The organism is Streptococcus alactolyticus (genome assembly GCF_012277075.1).
GTDB lineage: Bacteria > Bacillota > Bacilli > Lactobacillales > Streptococcaceae > Streptococcus > Streptococcus alactolyticus.
This window is the reverse complement of sequence record NZ_JAAXMT010000010.1, coordinates 36,186-51,001: the sequence shown is the minus strand read 5'-3', so window position 1 is coordinate 51,001 and position 14,816 is coordinate 36,186. Positions and strand designations below refer to the sequence as shown.

General features: G+C 39.2%; 16 protein-coding genes and 3 pseudogenes. 17 read left to right on the top strand and 2 right to left on the bottom strand.

The window, feature by feature from the left end:
• The first annotated feature begins 6 nt into the window (after nt 1–6).
• The 17 genes and pseudogenes from HFK82_RS06145 (at nt 7) to HFK82_RS06070 (ending at nt 12,679) form a co-directional block, all read left to right on the top strand.
• Complete coding sequence (locus HFK82_RS06145) at nt 7–606, top strand: NUDIX hydrolase (RefSeq protein WP_206151174.1); 600 nt, start codon at nt 7–9, stop codon at nt 604–606.
• A gap of 240 nt (nt 607–846) precedes the next feature.
• Complete coding sequence (locus HFK82_RS06140) at nt 847–2,037, top strand: argininosuccinate synthase (RefSeq protein ID WP_154455287.1); 1,191 nt, start codon at nt 847–849, stop codon at nt 2,035–2,037.
• A gap of 278 nt (nt 2,038–2,315) precedes the next feature.
• The gene (gene argH, locus HFK82_RS06135) at nt 2,316–3,716 is read left to right on the top strand and encodes an argininosuccinate lyase (protein ID WP_168261159.1); all 1,401 of its coding nucleotides are present in this window, start codon (nt 2,316–2,318) and stop codon (nt 3,714–3,716) included.
• Between the two features lie 105 nt (nt 3,717–3,821).
• Nucleotides 3,822–4,181 carry a ribonuclease P protein component gene (rnpA, locus tag HFK82_RS06130; RefSeq protein WP_154455285.1) on the top strand — a complete coding sequence of 120 codons (360 nt, stop codon included), beginning with the start codon at nt 3,822–3,824 and terminating at the stop codon, nt 4,179–4,181.
• Nucleotides 4,165–4,980, top strand: coding sequence for a YidC/Oxa1 family membrane protein insertase (locus tag HFK82_RS06125; protein ID WP_167829311.1), 816 nt, complete (start codon nt 4,165–4,167; stop codon nt 4,978–4,980). Before rnpA ends, HFK82_RS06125 begins: the two co-directional genes overlap by 17 nt.
• An 11-nt stretch (nt 4,981–4,991) precedes the next feature.
• The gene (jag, locus tag HFK82_RS06120; protein WP_154455284.1) at nt 4,992–6,002 is read left to right on the top strand and encodes an RNA-binding cell elongation regulator Jag/EloR; all 1,011 of its coding nucleotides are present in this window, start codon (nt 4,992–4,994) and stop codon (nt 6,000–6,002) included.
• Between the two features lie 124 nt (nt 6,003–6,126).
• The gene (locus HFK82_RS06115) at nt 6,127–6,978 is read left to right on the top strand and encodes an ABC transporter ATP-binding protein (protein ID WP_168261158.1); all 852 of its coding nucleotides are present in this window, start codon (nt 6,127–6,129) and stop codon (nt 6,976–6,978) included.
• Nucleotides 6,979–7,817: pseudogene (locus HFK82_RS06110) on the top strand (ABC transporter permease).
• 22 nt (nt 7,818–7,839) lie between these two features.
• Nucleotides 7,840–8,292 (top strand): LytTR family transcriptional regulator DNA-binding domain-containing protein, encoded by a 453-nt coding sequence (locus HFK82_RS06105; protein ID WP_168261157.1) that lies wholly within the window; start codon nt 7,840–7,842, stop codon nt 8,290–8,292.
• A 15-nt stretch (nt 8,293–8,307) separates the two neighbouring features.
• Entirely contained in the window at nt 8,308–8,433 is a 126-nt protein-coding gene (locus HFK82_RS09165) for a hypothetical protein (protein ID WP_268828022.1), read from the top strand.
• Between the two features lie 203 nt (nt 8,434–8,636).
• Complete coding sequence (locus HFK82_RS06100) at nt 8,637–8,798, top strand: hypothetical protein (protein WP_006531779.1); 162 nt, start codon at nt 8,637–8,639, stop codon at nt 8,796–8,798.
• Between the two features lie 4 nt (nt 8,799–8,802).
• Nucleotides 8,803–9,756 carry a replication initiator protein A gene (locus HFK82_RS06095; protein ID WP_240928791.1) on the top strand — a complete coding sequence of 318 codons (954 nt, stop codon included), beginning with the start codon at nt 8,803–8,805 and terminating at the stop codon, nt 9,754–9,756.
• The gene (locus HFK82_RS09160; protein WP_268828079.1) at nt 9,749–9,883 is read left to right on the top strand and encodes a hypothetical protein; all 135 of its coding nucleotides are present in this window, start codon (nt 9,749–9,751) and stop codon (nt 9,881–9,883) included. Before HFK82_RS06095 ends, HFK82_RS09160 begins: the two co-directional genes overlap by 8 nt.
• 260 nt (nt 9,884–10,143) lie before the next feature.
• A complete protein-coding gene (locus HFK82_RS06085) occupies nt 10,144–10,470 on the top strand; it encodes a hypothetical protein (RefSeq protein ID WP_014295381.1) in 327 nt (108 codons plus the stop codon).
• Between the two features lie 84 nt (nt 10,471–10,554).
• A pseudogene (gene dltC / locus HFK82_RS06080) lies at nt 10,555–10,716 on the top strand (D-alanine--poly(phosphoribitol) ligase subunit DltC); the annotation flags it as partial.
• Nucleotides 10,712–11,386 (top strand): annotated as a pseudogene (locus HFK82_RS06075) (malic enzyme-like NAD(P)-binding protein); the annotation flags it as partial. The pseudogenes dltC and HFK82_RS06075, both read left to right, overlap by 5 nt.
• 21 nt (nt 11,387–11,407) lie before the next feature.
• The gene (locus tag HFK82_RS06070) at nt 11,408–12,679 is read left to right on the top strand and encodes a 2-hydroxycarboxylate transporter family protein (RefSeq protein ID WP_168261154.1); all 1,272 of its coding nucleotides are present in this window, start codon (nt 11,408–11,410) and stop codon (nt 12,677–12,679) included.
• Nucleotides 12,680–12,802: 123 nt separating this feature from the next.
• Here HFK82_RS06070 and HFK82_RS06065 read toward each other — a convergent pair whose 3' ends face one another.
• A complete protein-coding gene (locus HFK82_RS06065) occupies nt 12,803–14,008 on the bottom strand; it encodes an L-lactate MFS transporter (RefSeq protein WP_168261153.1) in 1,206 nt (401 codons plus the stop codon).
• 159 nt (nt 14,009–14,167) lie between these two features.
• Nucleotides 14,168–14,524, bottom strand: a complete 357-nt coding sequence (locus HFK82_RS09015; RefSeq protein WP_233451206.1) for an ATP-binding cassette domain-containing protein — start codon at nt 14,522–14,524, stop codon at nt 14,168–14,170.
• Nucleotides 14,525–14,816: the final 292 nt, after the last annotated feature.

Here is a 14,816-nt window from a genome sequence, read left to right as displayed (position 1 = left end):
GGCAAAATGGGAAGGAGATTGGGGATGGGGCAATATCAGGAGTTATTGGCAGAATACCTTTTGAATAACCCTGATGAGCAGTCTGCTTGTGACAATCTTTTAAGTCAGGTAGCTACTGAAACAGATAGTGAATTGACGAATAGAAAGAACTTTAGAGGGCATTTTACAGCTTCTACATTTGTCGTATCAGAGCAAGATAACAGGGTTTTGATGCTTCACCATAATATTCTAAAGAGATACCTGCAACCAGGAGGTCACATTGAACCTTCTGACCAAAATCCTCTAATGGCTGCCAAAAGAGAGTTGGTTGAAGAAACTCAGATTGATGCGGAAAACTTAGTCTATAAATGTGTAAATCCGCTCAATCCGCTTGTTCCATTCCACATCTCTATTCATAAAATTCCAGAAAATACATTAAAAAATGAAAAAAGTCATTACCACTATGATTGCCAATACCTATTTTTATCGAGCAAGGATACTCAGGTTATCATAGATGAGAAAGAGTCTAGTTCATTTGAGTGGATTGAATGGGATGCTTTTAAACAGATGACAGGCTATCAGAAAATAGCCCAAAAAATTGAGGATTTAAGATTGCAGAGTCATTAAATGACCTAACCTATCACAATTTGTGGTAGGTTATTTTTTATGCCAGAATACTTGCTCTGTATTTCTTGTATAAAATAAGATGATTTTTGTATATATACCGTATAACACTTATAAAAGATAAAAAACGGGATATTTTTTGAAAAAATATTCAAATTTCTATTGACAATATGATTTTACATGTGTATAATTATGCACATAAAATTAATAAAGACGAAAACTATAAGAAAAGAGAGAAGTTCTATGGAAAAAGAAAAAGTGATTTTAGCCTACTCAGGCGGTTTGGATACATCAGTTGCGATTACTTGGCTTAAAAAAGATTATGATGTGATTGCGGTTTGTATGGATGTTGGTGAGGGCAAAGACCTTGACTTTATTCATGATAAGGCACTTAAGGTCGGAGCGATTGAGTCTTATGTCCTTGATGTTAAGGATGAGTTTGCTGAGGAGTATGTTCTCCCAGCCTTGCAAGCTCATGCTTACTACGAGCAAAAATACCCTTTGGTATCAGCCCTTAGCCGTCCAGTTATTTCTAAAAAATTGGTGGAAATCGCCCACGAAACGGGCGCAACAACTATTGCCCACGGTTGTACAGGTAAGGGAAATGACCAAGTGCGTTTTGAAGTGGCCATTGCTGCGCTGGACCCAAGTCTAAAAGTGATTGCGCCAGTGCGTGAGTGGAAATGGTCACGTGAGGAAGAAATTGAGTACGCTAAAGCAAACGGCGTTCCAGTTCCAGCTGACCTTGACAATCCTTATTCTGTTGACCAAAACCTTTGGGGTCGTGCCAATGAATGCGGTGTTCTTGAAAATCCTTGGAATCAAGCTCCAGAAGACGCCTTTGGCATTACAACGTCACCAGAAGAAGCACCTGACACACCAGAATTTGTGGATATTGAATTTAAAGCAGGAAAACCCGTTGCCCTAAACGGCGAAGCCATGAAATTGACAGACCTTATCCAAGCATTGAACACGATTGCTGGAAAACACGGTGTTGGACGTATTGACCACGTGGAAAACCGTTTGGTTGGTATCAAATCGCGTGAAATCTACGAATGTCCTGGAGCTATCACACTTTTGACTGCCCACAAAGAAATCGAAGATTTGACCTTGGTGCGTGAAGTATCACATTTCAAACCCATTCTTGAAAATGAATTGTCAAATTTGATTTACAATGCCCTTTGGTTTAGCCCAGCAACCCAAGCCATTATTGCCTACATCAAAGAAACGCAAAAAGTGGTAAATGGTATTGCGAAAGTGAAATTATACAAAGGCCACGCCCAAGTGGTGGCACGTCAATCACCAAATTCACTTTACGATGAAAACTTGGCAACTTATACATCAGCCGATAGCTTTGACCAAGACGCAGCCGTAGGTTTCATCAAACTTTGGGGACTACCCACCCAAGTCAATTCACAAGTCAACAACCAATAAGACAAGAAAATTGGTGGGATACTGTTTAGGCTTAGGAGACAACAAGCTTATCCATCAAGCTTCAGATAAAAAGGGACAGGGAGCCCTATCTGAACCTCTTTTCTTATAACTTTCATTCGCAAGTGCCAACAGAGAGTGGCATCGAACTTAAATAAGGCCATCCAGCGAGATGCCTTTAAGCCCAGCACCCCGTGAGGTGAAATAGCTAGAGCAATCTAGCTTTTTTAATAACAATACCAACACGAAATCGTGATTGCTTTTAGGAAAAGGAAACGATTATGAATAAGAATGACAATCATAAATTATGGGGCGGGCGTTTTGAGGCTGGTCTTGAAAAATGGGTTGAGGAATTTGGAGCATCCATTTCTTTTGACCAAAAAATGGCAGAATTTGATTTGAAAGGGTCAATTGCCCATGTGACTATGCTGGGTGAAACAGGTATTATCACTAAAGACGAGGCTGATCAAATCAAGGCAGGTTTGGAAGAACTTTTAGCAGAATACAAGGCAGGCCAGATAACTTTTGACGTGTCAAATGAGGATATCCACATGAATATGGAAAGCCTTTTGACTGCTAAAATTGGTCCTGTGGCGGGTAAATTGCACACGGCACGTTCGCGTAATGACCAAGTGGCAACGGATATGCACCTGTATTTGAAGGCAAAATTGGATGAGGTGATTGGTAAGTTGGCTCATTTGCGGGAAACCTTGGTGGATTTGGCACAAGAGCACGTTTACACCATCATGCCAGGTTATACCCACCTGCAACACGCTCAGCCTATTTCATTTGGGCATCACTTGATGGCTTATTATAATATGTTCACGCGTGACAGCGAACGTTTTGTGTTTAACGTGAAACATACAGACCTCTCTCCTCTTGGTGCGGCAGCCTTGGCGGGAACGACTTTCCCTATTGACCGTAACATGACAGCGGATTTGATGGGATTTGCCAAACCTTATAGCAATTCCTTGGACGCTGTATCTGACCGTGATTTTATCTTGGAATTTTTGGCCAATAGTTCGATGTTGATGATGCACATGAGCCGTATGTGTGAAGAAATCATCAACTGGTGTTCAAATGAATTTCAGTTTATCATCCTATCAGATACGTTTTCAACAGGGTCATCTATTATGCCGCAAAAGAAAAACCCTGATATGGCCGAGTTGATTCGTGGAAAATCAGGGCGTGTTTATGGCAATTTGATTGGGTTATTGACCGTGATGAAATCTTTGCCGCTGGCTTACAATAAAGACTTGCAAGAGGACAAGGAGGGTATGTTTGATACGGTGGAAACCATTACGGTGGCCATTGATATTTTGGCAGGAATGCTCAAAACCATGACGATTAATAAAGAGCACATGGCTGAGTCAACAGAGAAAGATTTTTCAAATGCAACAGAGTTAGCCGATTATCTAGCTAGCAAGGGTCTACCGTTCCGTCAAGCCCACGAAATCGTCGGCAAGTTAGTCTTGGAATGCACCAAGGCAGGTTGTTATTTGCAAGATGTGCCGCTGGAGCGTTACCAAACTATTTCTGACTTGATTGAGGCGGATATTTACGATACGTTGGCTTCTCACACGGCTGTCAAACGCCGTCATTCGCTTGGTGGTACAGGCTTTGACCAAGTACAGTGGCAAATTGACCAAGCCAAACAATGCTTAGCTCAGCAAAAAGATTAGGTGAAATAAACGTCTAACAGAAGATATTGAGCCCACAACCATTAGAGGTTGGGGCTTTTTGAATTTTTATGGTATAATAGACATAATTTAGAATGGAGTCGTACGTTGAAGAAAACCTATCGTGTTAAAAGTGACAAAGATTTTCAGACTATTTTCAGTCAAGGCACTAGTGTTGCCAACCGAAAATTTGTCGTTTATTATTTCAAAAAAAATCAAAGCCACTATCGGGCAGGGCTTTCTGTAAGCAAAAAACTTGGAAATGCTGTGACACGAAACAGTATCAAGCGAAAAATTCGACACGTCCTTTTGGAATTCTCACCTCATTTGCAGCCTTACGACTTTGTGATTATTGCGCGTAAAGGTGTCGAGGAGCTAGACTACCATGAAGTGAAAAAGAATTTACTCCATGTTTTAAAAATTGCTAATCTATATCAGGAAGGTCTAACTAGTGAAAAGAAACTTTAAATTATTAGGACTTAGCGGTCTTAGTTTATTACTTCTAACGGCTTGTGGTACTGGAGAAGTGACAGCCTCATCAACAAATGGATGGGACCAGATTGTTTATTTCTTTGCCAAAGCCATTCAGTGGCTATCCATTAACGGTCGTATCGGTGTTGGGATTGTGCTCTTCACCATTGTTATCCGAACCCTCATGATGCCGCTTTACAATATTCAAATCAAATCTGGTCAAAAAATGCAAGACTTGCAACCAGAGTTGAGAGAATTGCAAAAGCGTTACCCAGGTCGTGACACAGATAGCCGTATGAAATTGGCTGAGGAAAGCCAAGCTCTTTACAGAAAATACGGTGTCAATCCTTATGCAACCATGATTCCTTTGTTGGTACAATTGCCGATTTTGATGGCCTTGTATCAAGCTTTGACTCGCGTTTCTTTCTTGAAGACAGGGACTTTCTTGTGGATTGAATTGTCACAACCAGACCCTTACTTCATCTTGCCGTTGGCAGCTGCTTTGTTTACTTTCTTGTCATCTTGGTTGACCAATAAGGCTGCGCGTGAGCAAAACATGGCCATGACTGTGATGACTTATGTCATGCCTGTCTTGATTTTCTTTATGAGTTTCCGATTGGCTTCAGGGGTTGTGCTTTACTGGTCTGTATCCTATGCTTTCCAAGTTTTCCAAATCCTTTTGTTAAATAACCCATTTAAAATTATTGCAAAACGTTTGGAAGAAGAGCAAGCAGAAAGAGAACGTGCTGCTAGAATTCGCCGAGCTAAAAAGAAAGCTCAAAGAAGAAAAAGGTAGGAGAGGAAAGTATGGTATTATTCACAGGTCGAACTGTTGAAGAAGCAATCGAAAAAGGGCTAAACGAGATGCAACTAACCCGCTTGAAAGCTCATATTAAAGTCGTTTCTCGTGAAAAACATGGTTTTTTAGGATTTGGTAAAAAACCAGCTCAAGTTGATATTGAAGGCATTAATGAAGTAACGGCTCATAGGGCAGACCAAAAGGCTGTCAGAGGCGTTCCTGATACCATCAATCAACAAAACACCCCCGTTTCTTCTCAACTTGAGGACACACTGGAATTGCGCAAAATTTCAGGAATCATCAAGCAAATGGAAGAACGTGGCGAAAAGATTGATGATGAAGTTAAGGAAAACATCGTCAAACACAAAAAATCGACCCAAAGAATTCTTGAAGAAGCTGGTCATACAGCGGTTTTAGAGGCCTTGGAAAAGGCTGATACTCCAGAAAATACAGCTGACACCCAAGAAGTTTCAGCAAGCCCCGAAATTACTGTTTCTGAACCAACTCCAGAAACACCAAAAGAAGAGCCTGTTTCATCGACTGACAACCGTGCTGAATTGAGCAATGATATCGAAAAAGCGGCTGAAGAAGTAGCTGCCTATGTCGAAAAAATCATTTATGAAATGGATATCGAAGCAACGCTTGAAACCAGCCACAACCGCCGCCAAATCAATTTGCAAATTGAAACACCAGAGGCAGGACGTGTAATTGGCTATCACGGTAAAGTCTTGAAATCATTGCAATTGTTGTCACAAAACTTCTTGCATGACCGTTATTCAAAGAATTTTTCAGTGATTTTAAATGTGCATGATTACATGGAACACCGCACGGAAACCTTGATTGAATTTACCCGAAAAGCAGCTAATCGCGTGCTTGAAACAGGTAAAGATTATGTCATGGATCCCATGAGCAATAGTGAGCGAAAAATCGTCCACAAAACTATCACCAGCATTGAAGGCGTGGATAGTTATTCAGAAGGTAATGACCCAGATCGCTACGTGGTTGTGACAGCTGTTTAATAAATTTACAGAGCCGTTAAGGCTCTTTTTTTTGTCGGTTAGTTGCTATTTTTCACCGCTTACCGTAAGATGGCTATTTTGTTGGGACTTTTTTGCTATAATAGCTGTAAAAGAGGGGAAGGTTATGTTGATTAGAACGAAGAAGCTTACGAAAACATTTGGAGACCAATTGGTGATTGATCATTTGGATTTGGAAGTTGAAGAGGGAATGTTAATAGCCTATATTGGCACAAATGGTGCTGGTAAATCTACGACAATGCGGATGTTGACGGGTCTTTTGGCACCGACCTCTGGTGAAATTGAATTAGCGCCAGATTTAAAAATCGGAATGGTCTTTCAAGAGAGTGTCTTGGATGCGGAATTAACTGTTTTGGATAATTTGAGAAGTCGTTTGGCGCTTTACCGTAACCGTGATAAGGATTGGATGGATAAACTGATTCGTTTGACGAGGATCGATGCTTTTCTTAATCAGACATATGGTACTTTGTCAGGTGGGCAACGACGTCGCGTTGATATTGTTCGTGCACTTTTAAATAAGCCTAATTTGCTTTTCTTGGATGAGCCGACAACCGGGCTTGATATACAGACACGAGAAGCTATTTGGCAATTATTACGCCAGTTGCAAGCGGAAGAAAAATTAACAATCTTTTTGACAACGCATTATCTTGAAGAAGCTGAAAATGCGGATATGGCTTATATCATTGACCATGGCAAGGTTTTGGCAAAAGGGTCAGCCAAGGAATTGAAAGAAACTTATACACAGCCCCATTTATTAATCAAAACACAACAAGTGAAAGCTTTTCAGGATACCGATTATTATCTACAAGCGGATGATTGTTTGAAAATTGAGGTTAACAGTGTATCAGAAGCTCTAACGATTTTGTCGGACAAGCGAGCCGTGATTGAGGATTTTGATTACAAAAAGGCTAATATTAACGATGTCTTTTTAAGCATTACGGGAAGGGATATGGCGTAAATGGTTGCGATGACAAAACGAAATTTGAAACTTTATTTTTCCAATAAAATGAGTGTTTTTTCTCGATGTTGGGAGCTTTGATTGCTTTTGGTTTATACATTATTTTCTTGCAAAAAAATATGCAGGATTCTTGGTCTGGAACCTCACATTTGGAAGAAGTTTTAGATAATTGGGTGATTGGTGGTACCTTGGCGATAACGAGCATTACGACAACTTGGACAGGAATTGTTCGCTTAGTTCATGACCGAGAAAATCACAAGCTAGAAGATTTTTTATTGACTGATATGTCACGTTTTAAAGTCTATCTGGGTTATTTAATGTCAGCGAGTATCATTGGTTTTACCATGCAAGCATTTATGTTTGTCGTGATGAAACTCTATTTTCATTGGCAATATAAGATTAGCCTTTCTGCCTCACATTTACCACAAATACTTGGTATAATGGTTTTAGGGTCATTACTCGGAGCAAGTCTTGCTTTGTTGATTTTACAATTCGTCAAATCGATAGAATCTAGTGAGGCTTTATCAACTATTGTTGGGACAGTTTCAGGGTTTCTCGTGGGCGTTTATATGCCACTTGGAGCACTACCGAATATTGCACAAATTGTGGTTAAAATAACGCCAGCAGCCTACGTCGCTGCGGCTTATCGTCAGGTATTGATTAACCAAGACTATCTTGGAAAATCAGAAAAAGCGTACTTAGGCATTGGGTTAAAATTAAAAGAATTAACGACGGTCAATCAAGAATTGCTAATCATCAGTGGTGTGCTGGTTATTAACCTTAGCGTTCTAGCAATGATGTTAATCGTCAAAGAAAAACGTCCAGTGATTAGTGGATAAGTAGAAAATGAGGGGGAGAGTTGTGCACTATCAATTCGAGGAAAATAAGCAGTTACCAAAAGATGTTATTGAAGTCTTAGTTAAAAGCTGTCAGTTTGACAATTCCGTACAAAAAGTTCTGGATTATCTTGCCCAATTTGAGCAAACAGATCCGGCAGTTTTGCCGATAAAAACGGTAGAGTGTATTGAAATGTTGCATGTGGCAGATTTGATTCTCGTTGATGTTGATGGCTCTACCCTTATTTTGGAAACGACGCAGGGACGATTGCTGACTAACGACCGATTGTATAAATTTCGCAATCGCTTAGCAAATCCAGATTTTGTACAGGTTTCTAAGCATGCTTTGATTAATATCAATCATTTGCAAGCACTTGAGAATAGCTTTTCAGGCAATATGTTAGCGATATTGACAGGAAAAATCAAAGCAGATGTTAGTCGGCGTTATTTGTCAGAGTTGGAAAACTTGGGATTGTGAGGTGACATTGATGAAATGTTTAACGACTGGGGTATTGATGGAAATACTAAAGTCATTACTGATGAGGAAGGTGGTTTATTTTATTCTTTAACTGATAACTATGCTATCCTAAAGACATATGCTACTGACAGTGGTGAATAAATATTCAATCAACACTTCTCATTGAGGTGAGTTATTTAATTTCAGACCTCTTCAAACGCCTTGAAAAGCTGCATTGGGGATTTGATTTGTTAAAAAAGAGCGGTAAGTGTCTAGAGTTTTGAGAATTAATAAAATAAATCTATAAGTCAAGAGAGCAATGAAAATTGTTCTCTTTTTCTGTACTAAAAAGAAAGGATACAAACATGACTTCTAATGAACTACATTCGCGTGAAATACTCATTGAATTTTTGATGTTTGAGTTAAAAATTTCACGTAAAGAAAGTCAAAGTCAACTTGCTGAATTAGAAAAATTTGGTCTTATTGAAATAAAACCAAATGGTCAGCTTTATTTTAAAATGGTATAGATTTATGGTTTTTAATGCAATAACTGTAGAACAGTATGAAACGTCTGAACGATATTTTAAACTTCCAAAACTTTTATTTGAAAGTCCTCGTTATGAAGATATGCGATTAGATTCAAAAGTATCTTATTCAATCTTAAAAGATAGACTAAGCCTTTCCCTAAGAAATAATTGGGTTGATGAAGAGGGACGAATTTATCTAGTTTATTCAAATACAAGTTTGATGAAAATTCTTAAAGTATCAAAGTCAACTTTGTTAAGGATAAAAAAACAATTAGCTGAATACGATTTAATTAAGGAAGTTCAACAGTCAACTAGTAGTAAAGGAAACCTTGCTAATCGTATTTATCTTGGAAACTTGATTGTTGATGATTTTGACGCTAACGATGATGAATTACCCGGGGTGTCAAATTTAGACCAGGGTGGTGTCAAATTTAGACTAGGGGGTGTCAAATTTAGACCAGGGGGGTGTCAAAATAATACGGGGGTGGTGTCAAATTCAGCCCCTAATGAGACTGAATATAACGAGACTAATTATAGTGATCATATTAGTTCTAGAAAGACTGAGAAAAATTCTAATGAATTTTCACAGTCAACTGAAACTAATCAGTCATTATCACAAAATCAATCAACTCCATTCGTTGAACCAAAGTATTATTCTCTCTTGCAAATAATTGCTGATAAATACAATGACCAGATGTTTGGTTTCCCAGATGTCCTAACAATGACTCATAACCAGAAAATGAAAATCGGACAATATTTAGCAAGTGGCTATGTAACAAGTGCTGAAGTATTAAACATGATTGAACGTATTCCAAAGGATAGTGCATCACCATTAGCCTATTTGCTGAAATCACTAGAAAACTTAAAACAAGAACGACTGTATGAGCAAAAAGAAATTGCACATCGAAATGCAAAGGCTTATCATGAACTGCGTTTGCAAGGAGGAAACTATGTTTAGCATTGTGTTTGTTATTATTAGCTTTATTGTTCTTGCGGGCATTACCTTACTAACAATTGAAATTCACAATGCCCCACTTATGGCTGATGATGAGATGACTATATTACCGTCAAAGGATAAACAGTGATACTACAAGGAGAACTCAAAATGTCAGTCTTGACCTAAGCAGGTCTTAAAACTGCTTGTGCCCTTTGACAATTAAACACCAACACCGATCTGATCAGCAAGCCTATGGAATAACAATGAATAAGGAAGACGGTGTAACAGCCTTTTAAAAGGGAAGGCACGTCCTGGCTTAACTCCTGTTTAGGAGTTGTGAGTATTACTCATGCGTTTAAATTTGCGGATAGAATTTATTTCTACATAAGCAGCAGAAAGGAGTTTGCTATACCAAACTTACAAAAAGTATTTGATAGACCAGAAATGACTCTATCAGACTTACGTCTTCTTGGACAACAAGGTGAAGCTATTCTTTACCTTGTTGACGGAAGGCAAGCCATTGTCAGACCAAAGTTTGCAGTAGTGCAAGAAAAACGAATGGTTAATGGCAATTGGCAAGTTGTTAGTGAAGAGATTCTCCGTTTTCACGAGATCTACTCAGCAATTCTAACCGTCAAGCGAAAACACTTTATCATTGCTGAGAGAATTAATCGAAACGGAGATAATCTTCTTGTGTTAACAGGAGTTGGCTATCATCGCCAACGAAATGAATAAAGGAGGAAACCAATGAAAAAGATTAAAGCAGTCGCTTTATTTTCAACAGCTATTTTAGCAACGGCTTCAACAGGAGTTTAGCAAATGGATATTAAATCAGATGTATTAGCAATTATTGATGATCTTTTTATGGAAGACGTTTCAGACATGATGGATGAAGATTTGTTTGACGCAGGCGTCCTTGATAGTATGGGAACTGTCGAATTGATTGTTGAATTGGAAAGTCATTTTGATATTGATATTCCAACACTTCTTCATGATTGACAAACAAGGTCTTCTTTTCGATGACATGGAAGATTTGACACCTGCTCAAAAACCATTTGCTAAAAAACGTGAAGACTTCACTGACTGCGGTGATATGACAAGCCTTCTTAACGTTATTAAAACAGTTAAACCAACAATCTTGGTTGGTACATCAACTGATGCTGGTGCCTTCACTAAAGAAGTTGTTGAAGCAATGTGTGAAAACACTGAACGTCCAGTTATCTTCCCAATTTCAAACCCAACTAAGAAATTAGAAGCAACTGCTGAGCAAGTTATAGAATGGTCAGACGGTAAAGCCTTCGTTGCTACTGGTGTGCCTTCAGATACAGTAAGCTACAAAGGCGTTGATTATCAAATCGGTCAAGCAAACAATGTTCTAATCTATCCAGGTCTTGGTCTTGGTATGTTGGCTTCTGAAGCATCACTTCTTACAGATGAAATGATTGGTGCTGCAGCTCACTCACTTAGTGGTCTTGTAGATCCAGGTCAACCAGGAGCACCTGTTCTTCCTCCATTCCAATACGTTGCTGAAGTTTCTATCAAAGTTGCGGAAGCTGTTGCCAAAAAAGCTCAAGAACAAGGTTTGGCTCAAGCTGAAGAAAAAGACATGGCTAAAGCTGTTCGTGACCTTAAATGGTATCCAAAATATTAATGAAGGAGGATAACCATTCGTATGAAAAAATTCTCGAACGTTAAAATTGCGGGTGTTTCCGCTCCACTTTATAAGGCTCTGGTTATCATTTTAGCTGTTGTTATTGCTATGGGGAAACTACCGCTCAATATGGTTGGAATTACTTTCATGTTGGTCGTTTTAGGACATCTTTTCTACTTCCTTGGTGAACGATTACCATTTTGGAATACTTACCTTGGTGGTGGGTCAGTCTTTACCTTGCTGTTAGCCGCAATCTTAGCTTCAACAGGATTGATTCCAAGATCAGTTGTTTCAGCCACTTCTAGTTTCATGAGTGATTGGGGTTTTCTAGATTTTTATATTGCAGCGCTTATTTGTGGCTCAATTCTAGGGATGAACCGCAAACTTTTGGTGAAAGCCTCTGCTAAATTCATTCCTGTCGCTCTTTTATCAATGGTTATCGGTTTCTTTGCCACTGGTGCTGTTGGGGCTTTGCTCGGTCAAGGCTTTGGACATTCTGTCATGTACATTTCATTTGCCCAAATGGCAGGAGGAATGGGTGCAGGAATCGTGCCATTATCCAAAATCTATGCGGCTGGATTGCACACAGATGCCTCATCAATCTTGTCACAATTAGCCCCAGCAACCACGCTAGGAAATATTTTTGCCATTATCGGTGCCATTGTGTTGGCGCGTGGATTTGCTAACACCAAATTCAATGGGCACGGTGTGCTCATCCCTGTTGACAAAGACGATTTGAAAAAATCTGAAGCTCCGCTTGACCCTACAAAAATCGGTGTCGGAATGATGTTTGCCTTTGCCCTTTTCCTTATCGGCGTTATCTTAAATGCCTTTATTCCAAAAGTGCACAGCTATGCCTTTATGATTATCATTGTCTTTGTTCTCAAAGCGCTTGATATTGTACCAAAACCATTAGAAGAAGCAGTGGTTATGTTTAATCGTGTGATTATGACTAACTTGACACACGCTGTTTTGGCAGGTATTGGGCTTTCAATGATTGATTTGAGTTCATTAGCGCAAGCCATGACATGGCAATTTGTCCTTATCGGTTTAACATCTGTTGTGTCAATGGGACTTGCTAGCTGGATTTTGGGACAGGTTCTCGGTATGTATCCAGTCGAAACAGCTATCGGTGCTGGGATGATTAACAATTCCATGGGTGGCACAGGAAATATCGCTGTGCTTTCTGCGGCGGACCGCATGGAAATGATTGCCTTTGCCCAAATGGCAAACCGACTTGGCGGTGCAATCGTCCTCATCCTTGGAGGAATCCTAATCCAATTTTTACATTAATTCAACACTTTACTCCTTAAAATGTATTGAATACCCTTTAAAATTTGTGTTTACTCTGAAAAAATAGACAATATTATTACACAGACCCCCCTAGCTTGCTCACCACAGGCTAGGGGGTTATTTTTATGATAAATATTTATTTTCTTTTTGTGATTTTAGCCAAAGTGTAATAGCTAGTGCAAGTAGATAGAGTAGGATAAAGATAATAAGAGTACTTATGTATGATTTGGTTGCTGAGTATGTGACAGCAAGCAGCATTGGACCTGCTAGCGCAGCCATTCCCCAAGCTGTTAAAATATAACCGTGCATGGTTGCTAGCTCTTTAGCACCGAAAATATCGCTAAGATATGGTGGAATGAGTGAGAAGCCAGCTCCGTAGCAAGTCATGAGCACAGCCATGGCAATGGTGAACAATGCTGGCGCGTGAAGGAATATGAGCGATACAGTCATGAGTATATTAACAACAAATAAAATAAGGAAGGTCAGCGGACGACCGATATAGTCTGACAAGCTAGCCCAGAGCAATCTTCCAAAGCCATTGAAAATTCCCATAAGCCCAACGATAATGGCAGCTTGGTTGGCAGTCATGCCAGCTATATCTTGTGCCATAGGTGAGACAACAGAGATTAAGGCAAGCCCACAAGAAATGTTGATGAAGAGAATTAGCCAGAGCAGGTAAAATTCAACTGTTTTTAAGGCTTTTTTAGCTCCAATACCTTGACTTAATTGCTTATGACTGTCGTCAGTATCCTGTTCACTGTAGGATGGAAATTTGAGAAACTGTGAGACGATAAGCATGACCAGAAAATAAGCTCCCCCTAACAGGTAAAAGGTGTTGATAACATCATATTTGGTGATTAAAAAATGCGCAATTGGACCGGTTAAAAGAGAGGCAAAGCCAAATCCCATTATAGCTAGCCCAGTTGCCAGCCCTCGTTTATCAGGAAACCACTTGATAATCATTGATACGGGTGTGACATAGCCCGTACCCAGCCCGATACCGCCAAGGACACCATAACCAAGATAAAGCAGAAAGATACTATGCTGGGCAATAGCAAAGCCTGTCAGGATGTTTCCAGAAGCATATAAGATAGCAGAAATGGTACCAGTAACACGAGGTCCAAATTTTTCCACAACTTGCCCCATAAATGCAGCCGACATGCCCAAACAGAAAATGGCAAGCGAAAAAGCAAAGGCAATCGCTGATTGATTCCAGCTAGTCTCAGCAATAATAGGATTACGATAAACACTCCAAGCGTAGGTAGAGCCTAGCATTAAATGCAAGATAACACCACAACTTGCGATGACATAACGATTGTTGGTAGACATCACTTCTCCTTTTTACGAATATTAAGACACAATGTTTTAAATAATGTTAGGATATTATTATATCTTATTTTTTATTATAAGTAAAATAGTATTTTTGTTGTATAAAAAACGAACGATAAAAAAGAGGCAGCTAAGAATGTTCAGAGTTTTATAATTTGGTCAAATAAAGCTATCCACATGTGCAAAAGTCAAAACCTTTTTAAAAACGTCCTTATCCACAGAACGACTAAGGGTCAGATTATCAAGTAAAGATTCTTTAAAAATATGTGGTTTTTGAGGAATCAAGGCAAAAATAGTTTGCAAACTTTCTAGCAACGTATCTTTGTAATGATGATTATCAATCACAATATCACCGTCATAGCAGGTCAATTCTCCTGTTAATACTCGGATTAATGTTGATTTTCCAGCACCCGAGCCTCCCACAATAGCAACTTTTTCTCCTTTCTTAATCGTAATATTAGGATAGGTGATGCTATTGCCATTTTCAAAAGTGACACACAAATCGTGAATAACCAATTCTTAATTAAAATTAGTTATGGCATCGAGATTCTCAATACTTACTTTTTTAGGGTATTTTTCTAGCAATTTAAAGGTCGCTTTAAAGGTAACAATGTTATAAGCAGCTCCCCTAGTGTAGTTGAATAGGCAACTGGTTAGATTGGCAATTGAGAAAATAACCCCCGTAGTGATTTCCCCCTTAATGACTAGATAACCAGTAACCATAAAAATAATTACTTGTGCCACAACACTTGACATCAATGAAAGAGAATTAGCCGTACTAGAGCTTCTTGCCAACTTAACCTTGGAT